The following is a 15621-nucleotide window of genomic DNA, read 5'->3' on the forward strand; positions in this document are numbered from 1 at the left end:
ACCGGGCCCCTAGAAAAGAGCGCTGCTTTATACCAGAAAGACTGGAGAGCAACAACATTCGGTGTGCGTTGAATTGATAAAAACCCCATTTTTCAGGCGCCAGACGCCTTGGATCAAGGCTATCGTCGCTTGCGACCGCTCGTCGCAGAGAATCTTCCCGACAGGCCAATCCAGCGCTTTCCAACCAGTGCTCACCCGAATCGATCGCCTATAGTCCCCTGAAAACGAAAAAGGGGATAGTCATTTGCAATCCAGCCCACTAGGGTAAGCCTTTTCCAGACTGCACTTGCAGATGGGCCTTCGATCTGTAAAGGAACCCGACCATGCGCCTCGCTGCCCTACCGCTGTTGCTTGCCCCGCTCCTGCTGGGCCCACAGGCCTACGCCGCCGCCCTGAGCGTCTGCACCGAGGCCAGCCCCGAAGGGTTCGATGTGGTGCAATACAACTCGCTGACCACCACCAACGCCTCGGCCGACGTGCTGATGAACCGCCTGGTAGACTTCGACACGGCCAGCGGCAAAGTGGTCGCCAGCCTCGCAGACAGCTGGGAGGTCACGCCGGATGGCCTGACCTACATCTTCAAGTTGCACCCCCAGGTGAAATTTCATCGCACCGACTACTTCAGCCCCACGCGCGAACTGACTGCCGAGGACGTGAAGTTCAGCTTTGACCGCATGCTCGATCCGGCCAACCCATGGCACAAAGTCGCCCAGAGCGGCTTTCCCCATGCTCAGTCGATGCAATTGCCCGCACTGATCAAGAAGATCGACGCACTTGACCCCCTGACCATTCGTTTCACCCTGGATCACCCGGACTCCACCTTCCTCGCCACCCTGAGCATGGGCTTCGCCTCGATTTACTCGGCCGAGTACGCTGACAAGCTGATGAAAGCCGGCACGCCGGAAAAGCTCAACAGCCAACCGATCGGCACTGGCCCGTTCGTTTTCACGCGTTTCCAGAAGGACGCCACGGTTCGCTACAAAGCCAATGCCGAGTACTTCGGCGGCAAGCCCTCGGTCGACCCGCTGATCTTTGCCATCACCCCTGACGCCAACGTGCGCTTGCAGAAACTACGCCGCAATGAATGCCAGATCGCCCTGTCGCCCAAGCCTCTGGATGTCCAGGCGGCGCTGAAGGAGCCGACGCTGAAAGTCGAAAAGACTGACGCCTTCATGACCGCCTTCGTTGCCATCAACAGTCAACACCCGCCTTTGGACAAACCCGAAGTGCGCCAGGCGATCAACCTCGCCTTCGACAAGGCCAACTACGTCAAGGCCGTGTTCGAAGACACCGCCGAACCTGCCAACGGCCCCTACCCGCCCAACACCTGGAGCTATGCGAAAACATTGCCGGGGTACTCGCATGACATCGAGAAGGCCAAGGCGTTGATGGCCAAGGCCGGGCTCAAGGAGGGTTTCCAGACTACGATCTGGACCCGGCCTTCCGGCAGCCTGCTGAACCCTAACCCGAGTCTCGGCGCCCAAATGCTGCAGTCCGATCTGGCGGAAATCGGCATTCAAGCCGAAATCCGCGTGATCGAATGGGGCGAGCTGATTCGCCGCGCCAAGGCCGGCGAACACGACTTGCTGTTCATGGGCTGGGCGGGTGACAACGGTGACCCCGACAACTTCCTCACGCCGCAGTTTTCCTGCGCAGCCGTCAAGTCCGGCACCAACTTTGCGCGCTATTGCAACCAGGACCTGGACAAGTTGATCAGCGCCGGAAAGACCACCGGTGAGCAAGGCGTGCGCACCAAGCTCTACGAACAGGCACAGACGCAGATCCAGCAACAGGCGTTGTGGCTGCCCCTGGCGCATCCGACCGCCTTCGCCCTGACCAGCAAGAGTGTCGAGGGATACTCGGTCAGCCCGTTTGGGCGACAGGATTACTCGAAGGTCAACATCAAATAGGCCACTTCATCACAAAACACTGTAGGAGCAGGCTTGCTGGCGAATGAGGCCAGCAAGTTCGAAATTTGAGTGTACCGACGCTATCGCCAGCAAGCCGGCTCCTACAGATCGGGGTCACATCCAACCGTATTCGGCCATCGATAGCGGGCTGCCATCGCCAATGATGAAATGGTCGAGCACCCGCACATCGATGAGGTCCAGCGCCTTCTGCAGGCGCTTGGTCAGCATCCGGTCAGCCTGACTGGGGTCAGTATTGCCCGACGGATGGTTGTGACAGAGGATCAGTGCCGCAGCATTGTGAGCCAATGCACGCTTGACCACTTGCCGCGGGTGAACGCTGGTGTTGTCGATCGAGCCGCGAAACAGCACCTCAAACGCCAGGACCTGATGCCTGGAGTCGAGAAACAGGCACCCAAACACCTCGTGGGGCTCATGACGCAGCATCGACTTGAGGTATTCACGCACCGCCTGCGGGTTTTCCAGGGCCGATTTTTCGCGCGCACGCTCGGCCAAGTGGCGCCTGCTCATTTCCTGAGCAGCCTGCAACTGCGCGAATTTCGCCGGACCGAGCCCCAATTGCTTGCTGAACGTTTCCTGGTCGGCCTCCAACAGCAAACGCAGGCTGCCAAATTGATTCAACAGGTGTCGCGCCAGATCGACGGCACTTTTACCCACCACGCCAGTTCGTAAAAATATCGCCAGCAACTCGGCGTCCGAAAGACTTCCCGAGCCCTGTTCAAGCAACCTCTCCCGCGGCCGTTCCGAAGCCGGCCAATCGCGAATACTCATAGCACCTCCCTGTCTGTGGGCGCCGCTGTTCCGTAGCGGTCGCTGTGATATCGTAGCCCATCTTTTTTGCGGGCGATTTCACTCCTGGGGAGGGGGTATCGCAACGCAGTCATCAACGAAAATGAAAGGCAGGCCTATGCAGCGGCTGTATCGGAAACGCATTGTTCTGGGCGTCGGCGGCGGTATCGCTGCCTACAAGAGCGCCGACCTGGTTCGCCGCCTGATCGATCAGGGCGCGGAAGTGCGCGTGGTCATGACCCGTGGCGGCGCTGAATTCATTACTCCGCTGACCATGCAGGCCCTGTCCGGGCATCCAGTGCACCTGGACCTGTTGGACCCGGCGGCCGAAGCGGCGATGGGCCACATTGAGCTGGCCAAATGGGCCGATCTGGTGCTGATCGCACCCGCCACCGCGGATTTGATCGCGCGCCTGGCCCAGGGTATTGCCGATGACCTGCTGACTACGCTGGTGCTGGCCACCGACGCAGTGGTGGCCGTCGCTCCGGCGATGAACCAGGCCATGTGGCGCGACCCGGCCACCCAGGCCAACCTGCAAACTCTCGAAAGCCGTGGCATCAAGGCCTTCGGTCCAGCTTCGGGCAGCCAGGCCTGCGGCGACGTCGGCCTGGGGCGCATGCTCGAAGCGACGGAGCTGGCTCAATGCGCGGCAGACTGCTTCCAGCGCCAGGCACTGACCGGCAAGCACGTGCTGATCACCGCCGGCCCAACCCAGGAAAACATCGACCCGGTGCGCTACATCACCAACCACAGCTCCGGAAAAATGGGCTTTGCCCTGGCCGAAGCGGCGGTTGAAGCCGGCGCCCGCGTAACCCTGATCACGGGCCCGGTGCATCTGCCGACCCCGGACCGTGTTACGCGCATCGACGTAGTCAGCGCCCGCGACATGCTCGCCGCGTGCGAAGCGGCGATTCCTTGCGACCTGTTTATCGCCTCGGCAGCGGTCGCGGACTACCGCCCAGAAGTCGTCGCACCACAGAAACTCAAGAAAGATCCTACGAACGGCGACGGCTTGTTGCTACAAATGGTGCGCAACCCGGACATCCTGGCCAGCATCGCTACACGCCCCGACCGACCATTCAGTGTCGGTTTCGCCGCCGAAACCGAACACCTGCTCGACTACGCTGCCCGCAAGCTGAAAGACAAGAACCTCGATTTGATCGTCGCCAACGACGTCGCCAACCCGAGCATTGGCTTCAACAGCGAAGAAAACGCCTGCAGCGTAATCGACCGTGAACTTCACGCCACACTCTTCGCCCAGACCAGCAAGAGCAAGATTGCTCGCCAGCTGATCACTTTTATCGCCGAACGTCTGAACCAGGTTTAATTTACATGCACGCTTTGCAAGCCAAGATCCTCGACCCCCGCATCGGTACCGAATTCCCGCTGCCACAGTACGCCACGCCAGGTTCCGCCGGCCTCGACCTGCGCGCCATGCTGGAGCAGGACATCGTGATCAAGCCGGGTGAAACGGTACTGATCCCCACTGGCCTGTCGATCTACATCGGCGACCCGAACCTGGCGGCGCTGATCCTGCCGCGCTCCGGCCTGGGCCATAAACACGGCATCGTCCTGGGCAACCTGGTCGGGCTGATTGACTCCGACTACCAGGGACCGCTGATGGTCTCGTGCTGGAACCGTGGCCAGACCGACTTCACCATGGCCGTCGGCGAACGCCTGGCGCAACTGGTGCTGGTGCCGGTGGTGCAGGCGCATTTCGAGATGGTTGAAGAGTTCGTCGAAACCCAGCGTGGTACCGGCGGCTTCGGTCATTCCGGCAGCCACTGATACGTTCTCTATACGCCTGAATCAATGGATTGAACGGCCCAAAAGCCGCTCGCGTTGCTGGCATGGCCTTTTCGCACCACGAACTCTGCGCGAAAAACGCCGTCATACCTTTCAGTTTAAACCTGTCGACGACTTTTTCGCAGGCCGGGTCCAGCCACTTTCAAGATGGAGCATTTCCCCAGATGAGCACCCCTGTACGCGTTGCACCCAAGTTCCCCGACAGTATTTTCCGTGCCTATGACATACGCGGCACCGTCCCGGAATTTCTCAACGCCGAAACGGCTTACTGGCTCGGTCGCGCCATTGGCGCCCAGAGCCTGGCCCAGGATGAACCGAATGTATCCGTTGGCCGTGACGGGCGCCTGTCCGGCCCCGAGCTGGTTGAACAGCTGATTCAAGGTCTGGCCGACAGCGGTTGCCACGTCAGCGACGTCGGCCTGGTGCCAACGCCCGCGCTGTACTACGCCGCCAACGTGCTGGCCGGCAAATCCGGGGTGATGCTCACTGGCAGCCACAACCCAGCGAACTACAACGGCTTCAAGATCGTCATTGCCGGCGATACCCTGGCCAATGAACAGATCCAGGCCCTGCATGACCGCCTCAAGACCAACAACCTGAGCAGCGGCAAGGGCAGCATAACCCGGGTCGAGATCCTTGATCGCTACACCACCGAAATCGTCCAGGACATCAAACTGGCCCGCCGCCTGAAAGTCGTGGTGGACTGCGGCAACGGTGCCGCCGGCGTCATCGCCCCGCAATTGATCGAAGCGTTGAACTGCGAAGTCATCCCGCTGTTCTGCGAGGTCGATGGCAACTTCCCCAACCATCACCCGGACCCGGGCAAGCCTGAAAACCTCGTCGACCTGATCGCCAAGGTCAAGGAAACCAATGCCGATATCGGCCTGGCTTTCGACGGCGACGGCGACCGCGTCGGCGTGGTGACCAACACTGGCAGCATTGTTTTCCCGGATCGCCTGTTGATGCTGTTCGCCCGTGACGTGGTGGCGCGCAATCCGAACGCCGAAATCATCTTCGACGTTAAATGCACTCGCCGCTTGATCCCCCTGATCAAGGAGTACGGTGGTCGTCCACTCATGTGGAAAACCGGTCATTCGTTGATCAAGAAGAAAATGAAACAATCCGGCGCCCTGTTGGCCGGCGAAATGAGCGGGCATATCTTCTTCAAGGAGCGCTGGTTCGGTTTCGACGACGGCATTTACAGCGCCGCGCGGTTGCTGGAGATCCTCAGCAAGGAGAAATCTACGGCCGAAGAGTTGTTCGCGACCTTCCCGAACGATATTTCTACGCCGGAAATCAATATCCATGTGACCGAAGAGAGCAAATTCAGCATCATTGATGCATTGCACGACGCGAAGTGGGGCGAAGGCGCCGACCTGACCACCATTGACGGCGTGCGAGTCGACTATGCCAAAGGCTGGGGCCTGGTTCGCGCTTCCAACACCACACCGGTGCTGGTCCTGCGCTTCGAGGCCGATGACGAGGCAGAACTTTCGCGCATCAAGGACGTTTTCCACGTCCAGTTGAAGCGTGTTGCACCTGATCTCCAACTACCGTTCTGATTCACCCGGAGCCCTGAATGACCCTCGAACGCGAAGCCGCCGCCAACACCGCCAAGGTCCTGTCCGAAGCGCTGCCTTACATTCGCCGCTATGTCGGCAAGACACTGGTGATCAAATACGGCGGCAACGCGATGGAAAGCGAGGAGCTGAAAACCGGCTTCGCCCGCGACATCGTGTTGATGAAGGCCGTGGGCATCAACCCGGTCGTGGTTCACGGCGGCGGCCCGCAAATCGGCGATCTGCTCAAGCGCCTGTCGATCGAGAGCCACTTCGTCGACGGCATGCGCGTTACCGATGCCGCTACCATGGACGTGGTCGAGATGGTCCTCGGTGGCCAGGTCAACAAGGACATCGTCAACCTGATCAACCGTCATGGCGGCAGCGCCATTGGCCTGACCGGCAAAGACGCCGGGCTGATTCGTGCGAAAAAACTGACCGTCACCCGCCAGACTCCGGAGATGACCCAACCGGAAATCATCGACATTGGCCAGGTGGGCGAAGTGGTCGGGATCAACACCGAGTTGCTGAACCTGCTGGTCAAAGGCAACTTCATCCCGGTGATCGCGCCAATCGGCGTCGGCGAGAACGGCGAGTCGTACAACATCAATGCTGACCTGGTGGCCGGCAAGGTCGCCGAAGCACTGAAAGCCGAGAAGCTGATGCTGCTGACCAACATCGCCGGCCTGATGGACAAGGCAGGAACGGTCCTGACCGGCTTGACCACCCAGCAAGTCGACGACCTGATCGCCGACGGCACCATCTATGGCGGCATGCTGCCAAAGATCCGTTGTGCACTGGAAGCGGTTCAGGGTGGCGTGGGCAGCTCGCTGATCATTGACGGTCGGGTACCGAATGCGATTCTGCTGGAGATCTTCACCGATACCGGCGTGGGCACCCTGATCAGCAATCGCAAGCGTCCGTAATCGATAGCCACACAAAAAGACCCCTGTAGGAGCGAGCATGCTCGCGATGGACGCCAGAGCAACGCGGGCTACCAGAAAACCCCGCGTTTTCGTTGACGTTCTTCGCGAGCAGGCTCGCTCCCACAGGGTCCGGGTGTTAAACGCCGAATTGGGCGCGGTAGGCTTCCACGGCTGGCAGGTGCTGCTTGAGCTGCGGATCGTCAGCCAGGAACTCGAGCACCTGGTTCAGCGAAACGATGCTGATCACCGGAATACCGAAATCACGCTCCACTTCCTGGATCGCTGACAACTCACCGTTGCCACGCTCCTGACGGTTCAGGGCGATCAGCACGCCGGCCGCCTTGGCGCCCTCCTGGGAGGCGATGATCTGCATCACTTCACGGATCGCGGTGCCAGCGGTGATCACGTCGTCGATGATCAGCACATTGCCGGTCAGCGGCGCGCCGACCAGGCTACCGCCTTCACCATGAGCCTTGGCTTCCTTGCGATTGAAGCACCATGGCAGGTCACGACCGTGATGCTCGGCCAATGCCACTGCAGTGGTCGCCGCCAAAGGGATCCCTTTGTAGGCCGGACCGAACAGAACATCGAAGCCAATGCCGCTTTCGGCAATGGCTGCAGCGTAGAAACGACCCAGCTGCGCCAGGGCCGAACCCGAGTTGAACAGGCCCGCATTGAAGAAGTAAGGACTGGTGCGCCCGGACTTCAGGGTGAACTCACCGAAGCGCAAAACGCCGCGATCGATGGCAAAACGAATGAAATCGCGCTGATACGCTTGCATGAAAAAAACCCCAAATACCACGGATTTAGCTAATTAGGTTGACGCCGTGTATCATACACGCACGCGATTTTTGGGGCCATTTATGCGGATCATCAGTGTGAACGTCAATGGTATTCAGGCTGCAGTCGAGCGAGGTTTGCTCAGTTGGCTGCAGGCACAGAATGCCGACGTCATCTGCCTGCAGGACACCCGTGCCTCCGCCTTTGAACTGGACGATCCAGCCTTCCAACTGGATGGATACTTCCTTTATGCCTGCGACGCCGAAGTTCCCGCCCAAGGCGGCGTGGCTTTGTACTCGCGGTTGCAACCGAAGGCTGTCATCAGCGGTCTCGGTTTCGAGACGGCAGACCGCTACGGGCGCTACCTGCAAGCAGATTTCGACAAAGTTAGTATTGCAACCCTGCTGCTTCCTTCCGGGATGAACGGCGATGAGGACTTGAACCAGAAGTTCAAGCTCATGGACGACTTCGCCAAGTACCTGGACAAGCAGCGGCGCAAACGCCGCGAGTACATTTATTGTGGCTCGCTGTATGTGGCGCAACAGAAGCTGGACATCAAGAACTGGCGTGACAGCCAGCAATCCCCGGGCTTCCTGGCGCCTGAACGCGCCTGGATGGACGAGATTGTCGGCAACATGGGTTACGTCGATGCCCTGCGCGAAGTCAGCCGTGAAGGCGACCAGTACAGCTGGTGGCCGGATAACGAACAGGCCGAAATGCTCAACCTCGGCTGGCGCTTCGATTACCAGATCCTGACCCCGGGCCTGCGCCGCTTCGTACGCAGCGCGCGCCTGCCACGTCAGCCACGGTTCTCGCAACACGCGCCACTGATCGTGGACTACGACTGGACGCTGACCATCTAAGTGTCAGATGCAAAAAAGCCGACAGCGATGTCGGCTTTTTTGTGGGCGATTAGTTTTCTGTGGGAGCGAGCATGCTCGCGAAGGCGGAGTGTCAGCTAATACAAATGTCGCCTGGCACAATGCTTTCGCGAGCAGGCTCGCTCCCACAAAAAGATCTTCGCTGATCGTTATTTGATCAACCGCCAAGTGAACGGATACCGATAGGGCACCCCCTCATTGGCTTTCACACCACCGATGATGGTCAGGACCAGCGCCCCGATCGCCACCAGACCAAACAGGAAAAACCCGATAATCACCAGCATCAGCAGCAGGCAAATGGCGGAAGCAATGGCGACCGTGATCTGAAAGTTCAGCGCCTCCTTGCCCTGCGCGTCGATGAACGGGTCCATCTCGCGCTTCATTTGCCACAGAACCAGCGGGCCGATCAGCGTACCGAATGGAATCCAGATCCCCAGCAAGGCGGACAAGTGACAAAACATAGCCCACTGCCGAACCTCTTTGCTCGGGGTGGGAAGTAGCTGTTGCTCTTCACTCATGGCGCCCTCCTTGCCTACAGGTATCCAGATCAGTCGGCCAGTGCAGCCTTTTGCAGATCAAAGATTTCGTTCATGCCTTTTTTCGCCAGTTCCAGCATGGCGTTCAGCTCTTCAGGCTGGAACGGTGCGCCTTCGGCAGTGCCCTGGACTTCGATGAAGCCGCCAGTGCTGGTCATCACCACGTTCAGGTCGGTCTCGGCCGCCGAATCTTCCAGGTAGTCGAGGTCGAGCACAGGTTCGCCTTGATACATGCCCACCGACACGGCGCCGATCATTTGCTTGAGTGGGTCGCCGCCTTTCAGGCCGCCACGCTTCTTGATCACTTTCAAGGCATCGACCAGGGCAACCATGGCGCCGGTGATGGAGGCGGTGCGCGTGCCACCATCAGCCTGGATCACATCGCAGTCAACGTACAGGGTGATGTCGCCCAGCTTGGACATGTCCAGCGCAGCGCGCAGGGAACGGCCGATCAGGCGCTGGATTTCCAGGGTACGGCCGCCTTGCTTGCCGCGGCTGGCTTCACGCTGGTTACGCTCGCCGGTGGCGCGCGGCAACATGCCGTACTCGGCCGTCAACCAGCCCTGGCCCTGGCCCTTGAGGAACCGCGGCACGCCGTTTTCGACGCTGACGGTGCAGATGACCTTGGTATCACCGAACTCGACCAGTACGGATCCCTCGGCGTGTTTGGTGTAGTTGCGGGTAATGCGGATCGAGCGGAGCTGATCGGCAGCGCGACCACTTGGACGTTTCATAAGGGATACCTGTACGGGGACGGAAAACTGCGGAGCATTATAGAGCCGCCAGCCACGACTGGGCACTTCTAAAAAAATCCTCGGACGAGCGAAGGCTCTGCACAGCCCGCTGCCGACGACCTGCAGGCCTTTGTCACACCGTGTGTTTGGGCGCATCCACGCCACTGCGCTACAATCCTGCGCCTTTGCTGCCAGTCGGCTTAAATTCATTGATATCGGATTGCCGGAACGTCAGTTGCGCGCCGATCTGCATTGCGAGGTACCTCCATGGTGCACAGCATGACCGCCTTCGCCCGCGTCGAGAAAGCCGGGGGCCAGGGTACCCTGAGCTGGGAGCTGCGTTCGGTCAACAGCCGCTACCTGGAACCCCACTTGCGCCTGCCTGAGTCCTTCCGCGACCTCGAAGGCGCCGTACGCGAAGCGCTGCGCCAGGCTGTCTCGCGAGGCAAGCTCGAATGCACCCTGCGCTTCACCGAGGAAAGTACCGGTAAACCGCTGCAGGTGGACCAGGCACGCGCAGCACAACTGGTTGCGGCCGCCGAGACCATTGCCAGCCTGATCAAGAATCCGGCTGCGCTCAACCCACTCGAAGTGCTGGCCTGGCCCGGCGTATTGGTAGGCGACGCGACCGACCCGCAAGCGCTGAACGCCGAGGCACTGGCACTGTTCAACCAGGGCCTCAAAGAGCTCAAGGCCGGCCGCGAGCGCGAAGGCGCGGAGCTGGCGCGGCTGATCAACGATCGCCTGACGTCCATTGAAGAAGACGTGGTGACCCTGCGCGAACTGGTTCCGCAGATGCTCGCCACCCAGCGCCAGAAAGTGCTCGACCGCTTTGCCGACATGAAGGCCGAGATGGACCCGCAGCGCCTGGAGCAGGAAATGGTCATGCTCGCGCAAAAAAGCGACGTCGCCGAAGAACTGGATCGCCTGAGCACTCACATCATCGAAGTTCGCCGGGTGCTCAAGTCCGGCGGCGCCGCCGGTCGGCGCCTGGACTTCCTGATGCAGGAACTCAACCGCGAAGCCAACACACTGGGCTCCAAAGCCTTCGACCCGCGCAGCACCCAGGCTGCGGTCAACCTCAAGGTGTTGATCGAGCAGATGCGCGAACAAGTGCAGAATATTGAGTAAGGCAAACCCCATGACCCACAGCACCGGCACCCTCTACATCATTTCCGCGCCTTCGGGCGCCGGCAAGACCAGCCTGGTCAAGGCCTTGATCGACGCCCAGCCGCAGATCCAGGTTTCCGTTTCCCACACCACCCGCGCGATGCGTCCGGGTGAAGTGGACGGCGTGAACTACAACTTTGTCTCGCGCGAAGAGTTCGTGAAGATGATCGAGCACGGCGATTTCCTTGAGCGCGCCGAGGTGTTCGGCAATCTCTACGGCACCTCGCAGAGCCACCTGCAGCAGACGCTGGACGAAGGCCACGACCTGATCCTGGAAATCGACTGGCAAGGCGCCGAGCAGGTGCGCAAGCTGATGCCCCAGGCGCGCTCGATCTTCATCCTGCCGCCGAGCCAGGAAGCCCTGCGCCAGCGCCTGGACAACCGCGGCCAGGACAGCAACGAGATCATCGAAGGCCGCATGCGCGAAGCCGTCAGCGAAATGAGCCACTACGTCGACTACGACTACCTGATCATCAACGACGATTTCGCCCACGCACTGGACGACCTGAAGGCGATTTTCCGCGCCAATCAGCTGCAACAAAAACGCCAGCAGCAACGTTTTGGCAAATTACTGGCTGAATTACTCGGCTAAAGAGCTCTTCCCAAAACAGCTGCAAGGGCTTTACATTGGCACTTGCAGCGCGTTGAAGAGCTTGGTCAAAAAATCAGCGCTTCCCTAATCGCTGGTGATTTTTTAAACTGTTGAGTCCGCTCGCCCATCCGGGCAGCGCGCATATTGCATTTGCTACGAGGAAGACCATGGCCCGCGTAACCGTTGAAGACTGCCTAGAACACGTGGATAACCGCTTTGAGCTGGTCATGCTCTCTACCAAGCGTGCCCGTCAACTGGCCACCGGCGGCAAAGAGCCGAAAGTAGCATGGGAAAACGACAAGCCTACCGTCGTCGCCCTGCGTGAAATCGCTGAAGGCCTGATCGACTACGCAGCTATCGCCGAAGCCGAAATCGTTGAAGATGAACCGCTTTTCGCTGCATTCGAGGACGAGTCCAACGAGGCCGTCTAAGCCTATGCCTGGTCGACGTAGCACGGCGCGGGAACACAGCTTGCGGCAGGAGTCATCATGCCGAGCATAGACGCCCTCGCCGATCGCTTATCGACCTACCTCGGCAAAGACCAGGTCAACCTGGTCCGCCGAGCGTATTTCTACGCCGAACAAGCCCACGACGGCCAACGCCGCCGTAGCGGTGAGGCGTACGTCACGCACCCACTTGCGGTGGCGAATATTCTTGCCGACATGCACATGGACCATCAGAGCCTGATGGCGGCCATGCTGCATGACGTGATCGAAGACACCGGCATTGCCAAGGAAGCGCTGCAAGCGCAATTTGGCGAAACCGTGGCCGAACTGGTCGACGGGGTCAGCAAACTGACCCAGATGAACTTCGAGACCAAGGCCGAAGCCCAGGCTGAAAACTTCCAGAAAATGGCCATGGCCATGGCGCGCGACATTCGCGTGATCCTGGTCAAGCTGGCCGACCGCCTGCACAACATGCGCACGCTGGAAGTGCTGTCCGGCGAAAAGCGCCGGCGCATCGCCAAGGAAACCCTGGAAATCTATGCGCCCATCGCCAACCGGCTGGGCATGCACGCCATCCGCATAGAATTCGAAGACCTCGGCTTCAAGGCCATGCACCCGATGCGTTCCGCGCGAATCTACCAGGCGGTCAAGCGCGCCCGGGGCAACCGCAAGGAAATCGTCAACAAGATCGAAGAATCCCTGAGCCACTGCCTGGCCATCGATGGCATCCAGGGCGAGGTCAGCGGGCGCCAGAAACACCTCTACGGCATTTACAAGAAGATGCGCGGCAAGCGTCGGGCCTTCAACGAGATCATGGATGTATATGCATTCCGGATCATCGTCGACAAGGTCGATACCTGCTACCGCGTGCTGGGTGCTGTTCATAATTTGTACAAACCGTTGCCGGGGCGCTTCAAGGATTACATCGCGATCCCCAAGGCCAACGGCTATCAGTCGCTGCACACCACGCTGTTCGGCATGCACGGTGTTCCGATCGAGATCCAGATCCGCACCCGTGAAATGGAAGAGATGGCCAACAACGGCATCGCCGCCCATTGGCTGTACAAATCCAGCGGCGACGAGCAGCCAAAAGGCACGCACGCACGCGCCCGCCAGTGGGTCAAGGGCGTGCTGGAAATGCAGCAACGGGCCGGCAACTCGCTGGAATTCATCGAAAGCGTGAAGATCGACCTGTTCCCGGACGAGGTCTACGTGTTCACGCCAAAAGGCCGGATCATGGAGCTGCCCAAGGGCTCTACGGCGGTCGACTTCGCCTACGCGGTGCACACCGATGTCGGCAACAGCTGCATTGCCTGCCGGATCAACCGTCGCCTCGCGCCGCTGTCCGAACCGTTGCAAAGCGGTTCCACGGTCGAGATCGTCAGCGCTCCCGGCGCACGGCCGAACCCGGCGTGGCTCAACTTCGTAGTCACCGGCAAGGCGCGCACCCATATTCGCCATGCGCTGAAACTGCAGCGCCGCTCCGAGTCCATCAGCTTGGGCGAACGCCTGCTGAACAAGGTGCTCAACGGCTTCGACAGCTCGCTGGAAAAAATCCCGGCCGAGCGCGTGAAAGCCATGCTTGCCGAGTACCGCCTCGAACTGATCGAAGACTTGCTTGAAGACATCGGCCTGGGCAATCGCATGGCCTACGTTGTCGCCCGACGCCTGCTTGGCGAAGGCGAGCAGTTACCCAGCCCTGAAGGTCCGCTGGCGATCCGCGGCACCGAAGGTCTGGTCCTCAGCTACGCCAAGTGCTGCACACCGATTCCGGGCGACCCGATTGTCGGTCACCTGTCCGCGGGCAAGGGCATGGTCGTGCACCTGGACAACTGCCGCAACATCAGCGAAATCCGCCACAACCCGGAAAAATGCATCCAGCTCTCGTGGGCCAAGGATGTCACCGGCGAATTCAACGTCGAACTGCGCGTTGAGCTGGAACACCAGCGCGGCCTGATCGCCCTGCTGGCCAGCAGCGTCAACGCGGCCGACGGCAACATCGAAAAAATCAGCATGGATGAACGCGATGGTCGCATCAGCGTGGTCCAACTGGTGGTCAGCGTGCACGACCGCGTGCACCTGGCCCGTGTGATCAAGAAACTGCGCGCCCTGACCGGGGTGATCCGCATCACCCGCATGCGCGCGTAGCCACCCATCCATTACAAGGAGTCATTCATGACCAAGACTGTTATCACCAGCGACAAGGCCCCGGCTGCCATCGGTACTTACTCCCAGGCGATCAAGGCTGGCAACACCGTCTACATGTCGGGCCAGATCCCTCTGGACCCAAAAACCATGGAACTGGTCGAAGGCTTCGAAGCCCAGACCGTCCAGGTGTTCGAGAACCTCAAGGCCGTGGCCGAAGCCGCCGGTGGTTCGTTCAAGGACATCGTCAAACTGAACATCTTCCTCACCGACCTGAGCCATTTCGCCAAGGTCAACGAGATCATGGGCAAATACTTCGACCAGCCTTACCCAGCACGCGCCGCCATTGGCGTTGCGGCCCTGCCAAAGGGTTCGCAGGTTGAAATGGATGCCATCCTGGTCATCGAGTAATGCGTCTGGCGCAGCCCATGGCTGCGCCGACCGCTCTGCAGTAAAGAAAGTCTGAAAGGATTCCACCATGCGCAAAGCGCTTGTTCTCTCGCTGCTCGCCCTGTTTTTGGGCGGTTGTGCCAGCAACCCTGCCGACCGTGATATCAGCGGCACCTGGATCAACCAGACGGCGATCGATGCTGCAGCCAAAGGCGGCCCCCTGCGTGAAGCCCTCCAGGCCTATGGTCCGAACCTGGAGTGGGACGTCAACACCAAGGCCAGCCAGGCCCGCTACACCAATGGTTTTGAAAATGTCGAAGGCAAGTTGCTGGGCGAACAGTCCGGCGCCTGGAAAGTCGACTTTTATGGCAGCTCTGCCAGCGAGCTCAAGCGTGACGGCAAGCAACTGAGCCAGGCCGCCAGCGACAACGAACCCGAGCAGGTCTTCGACCGCGCACTGATCCCGGTTCCGGATGGCGCACCGATGGGTGCCAGTTTCGAACGCGCGCTGTACTCGGCGTACATGGGCGGCAGCTGGAAGGTCGTTAGCGGCCCCGGCGAAGGCAATAGCGTGCAGTTCCAGGCCGACGGCCAGGTCATCGGCCTGCCGGAAGCCGATCGTTATGCCCTGTGCCTGGCGGGTGATTGTGCATCGATGAGCGGTGGCAATGACAACATGTGGTTGCAGCTTAACGGACAAGGAAGCCCCTGGATCTTTGCACGCAAAGGCAAGGAACTGGAAATTTTCCAGGCGGTGAATACCGCCCAGGCAGACGAAATGCCCCAGTACACACCGGGCAATCGCAAGTGGCTGCTCGAGAAGCAGTGACCTACGCATGACCAATGTGGGAGCGGGCTTGCTCGCGAAAGCGATGTATCAGTCGACATCAACGTTGAAAGATAAATAGCCTTCGCGAGCAAGCCCGCTCCCACATTTGG

The 15621-nt window shown here is 60.0% G+C and carries 15 protein-coding genes and 1 pseudogene; 12 read left to right on the forward strand and 4 right to left on the reverse strand.

The genetic code is table 11. From position 1 onward, the window contains the following. The first annotated feature begins 323 nt into the window (after nucleotides 1-323). Nucleotides 324-1910, forward strand: a complete 1587-nt coding sequence (locus QLG10_RS00420) for an ABC transporter substrate-binding protein (protein WP_110748186.1) — start codon at nucleotides 324-326, stop codon at nucleotides 1908-1910. A 114-nt stretch (nucleotides 1911-2024) separates the two neighbouring features. Here the strand turns inward: QLG10_RS00420 and radC are convergent, their stop codons facing one another. After that, nucleotides 2025-2699, reverse strand: a complete 675-nt coding sequence (gene radC, locus QLG10_RS00425) for a DNA repair protein RadC (RefSeq protein WP_110748189.1) — start codon at nucleotides 2697-2699, stop codon at nucleotides 2025-2027. Nucleotides 2700-2835: 136 nt separating this feature from the next. Between radC and coaBC the strand changes: the two genes are divergently transcribed. The 4 genes and pseudogenes from coaBC to argB all read left to right on the forward strand — a co-directional run bounded on the left by coaBC (nucleotide 2836) and on the right by argB (nucleotide 7008). Beyond that, nucleotides 2836-4044, forward strand: coding sequence for a bifunctional phosphopantothenoylcysteine decarboxylase/phosphopantothenate--cysteine ligase CoaBC (gene coaBC, locus QLG10_RS00430; protein ID WP_110748192.1), 1209 nt, complete (start codon nucleotides 2836-2838; stop codon nucleotides 4042-4044). Nucleotides 4045-4049: 5 nt separating this feature from the next. Further along, nucleotides 4050-4505: a dUTP diphosphatase gene (gene dut / locus QLG10_RS00435; protein ID WP_008054604.1), complete on the forward strand. Its 456-nt coding sequence runs from the start codon at nucleotides 4050-4052 to the stop codon at nucleotides 4503-4505. 203 nt (nucleotides 4506-4708) lie between these two features. Continuing rightward, nucleotides 4709-6085, forward strand: a pseudogene (locus QLG10_RS00440) (phosphomannomutase/phosphoglucomutase); the annotation flags it as partial. 17 nt (nucleotides 6086-6102) lie between these two features. Then, complete coding sequence (gene argB, locus QLG10_RS00445; RefSeq protein ID WP_020797904.1) at nucleotides 6103-7008, forward strand: acetylglutamate kinase; 906 nt, start codon at nucleotides 6103-6105, stop codon at nucleotides 7006-7008. A gap of 136 nt (nucleotides 7009-7144) precedes the next feature. Here the strand turns inward: argB and pyrE are convergent, their stop codons facing one another. After that, on the reverse strand, nucleotides 7145-7789 hold the full coding sequence (pyrE, locus tag QLG10_RS00450) for an orotate phosphoribosyltransferase (RefSeq protein WP_110748197.1): 645 nt from the start codon (nucleotides 7787-7789) through the stop codon (nucleotides 7145-7147). An 82-nt stretch (nucleotides 7790-7871) separates the two neighbouring features. On the opposite strand from pyrE, the gene QLG10_RS00455 reads away from it, so the two are divergent. Continuing rightward, nucleotides 7872-8651, forward strand: a complete 780-nt coding sequence (locus tag QLG10_RS00455) for an exodeoxyribonuclease III (RefSeq protein ID WP_008062840.1) — start codon at nucleotides 7872-7874, stop codon at nucleotides 8649-8651. Between the two features lie 167 nt (nucleotides 8652-8818). Here QLG10_RS00455 and QLG10_RS00460 read toward each other — a convergent pair whose 3' ends face one another. Together QLG10_RS00460 and rph are read right to left on the reverse strand one after the other, a co-directional pair. Further along, complete coding sequence (locus QLG10_RS00460) at nucleotides 8819-9187, reverse strand: DUF4870 domain-containing protein (protein WP_020797906.1); 369 nt, start codon at nucleotides 9185-9187, stop codon at nucleotides 8819-8821. Between the two features lie 29 nt (nucleotides 9188-9216). Next, nucleotides 9217-9939 carry a ribonuclease PH gene (rph, locus tag QLG10_RS00465; RefSeq protein WP_020797907.1) on the reverse strand — a complete coding sequence of 241 codons (723 nt, stop codon included), beginning with the start codon at nucleotides 9937-9939 and terminating at the stop codon, nucleotides 9217-9219. Nucleotides 9940-10206: 267 nt separating this feature from the next. On the opposite strand from rph, the gene QLG10_RS00470 reads away from it, so the two are divergent. From QLG10_RS00470 to QLG10_RS00495, 6 genes are all read left to right on the forward strand, one after another. Beyond that, the gene (locus QLG10_RS00470) at nucleotides 10207-11070 is read left to right on the forward strand and encodes a YicC/YloC family endoribonuclease (protein ID WP_110748202.1); all 864 of its coding nucleotides are present in this window, start codon (nucleotides 10207-10209) and stop codon (nucleotides 11068-11070) included. A 10-nt stretch (nucleotides 11071-11080) separates the two neighbouring features. Next, nucleotides 11081-11701 carry a guanylate kinase gene (gene gmk, locus QLG10_RS00475; protein WP_008062825.1) on the forward strand — a complete coding sequence of 207 codons (621 nt, stop codon included), beginning with the start codon at nucleotides 11081-11083 and terminating at the stop codon, nucleotides 11699-11701. A 167-nt stretch (nucleotides 11702-11868) separates the two neighbouring features. After that, nucleotides 11869-12132, forward strand: coding sequence for a DNA-directed RNA polymerase subunit omega (gene rpoZ, locus QLG10_RS00480; RefSeq protein WP_007921129.1), 264 nt, complete (start codon nucleotides 11869-11871; stop codon nucleotides 12130-12132). A gap of 57 nt (nucleotides 12133-12189) precedes the next feature. Next, nucleotides 12190-14295 (forward strand): bifunctional GTP diphosphokinase/guanosine-3',5'-bis pyrophosphate 3'-pyrophosphohydrolase, encoded by a 2106-nt coding sequence (spoT, locus tag QLG10_RS00485; protein ID WP_008062824.1) that lies wholly within the window; start codon nucleotides 12190-12192, stop codon nucleotides 14293-14295. A 27-nt stretch (nucleotides 14296-14322) separates the two neighbouring features. After that, nucleotides 14323-14703 (forward strand): RidA family protein, encoded by a 381-nt coding sequence (locus QLG10_RS00490; RefSeq protein WP_003229509.1) that lies wholly within the window; start codon nucleotides 14323-14325, stop codon nucleotides 14701-14703. A 67-nt stretch (nucleotides 14704-14770) separates the two neighbouring features. Beyond that, complete coding sequence (locus QLG10_RS00495; RefSeq protein WP_188263372.1) at nucleotides 14771-15511, forward strand: hypothetical protein; 741 nt, start codon at nucleotides 14771-14773, stop codon at nucleotides 15509-15511. The last annotated feature ends 110 nt before the right edge of the window (nucleotides 15512-15621 follow it).

This window comes from Pseudomonas sp. V98_8 (assembly GCF_029967975.1).
Lineage (GTDB): Bacteria > Pseudomonadota > Gammaproteobacteria > Pseudomonadales > Pseudomonadaceae > Aquipseudomonas > Aquipseudomonas umsongensis.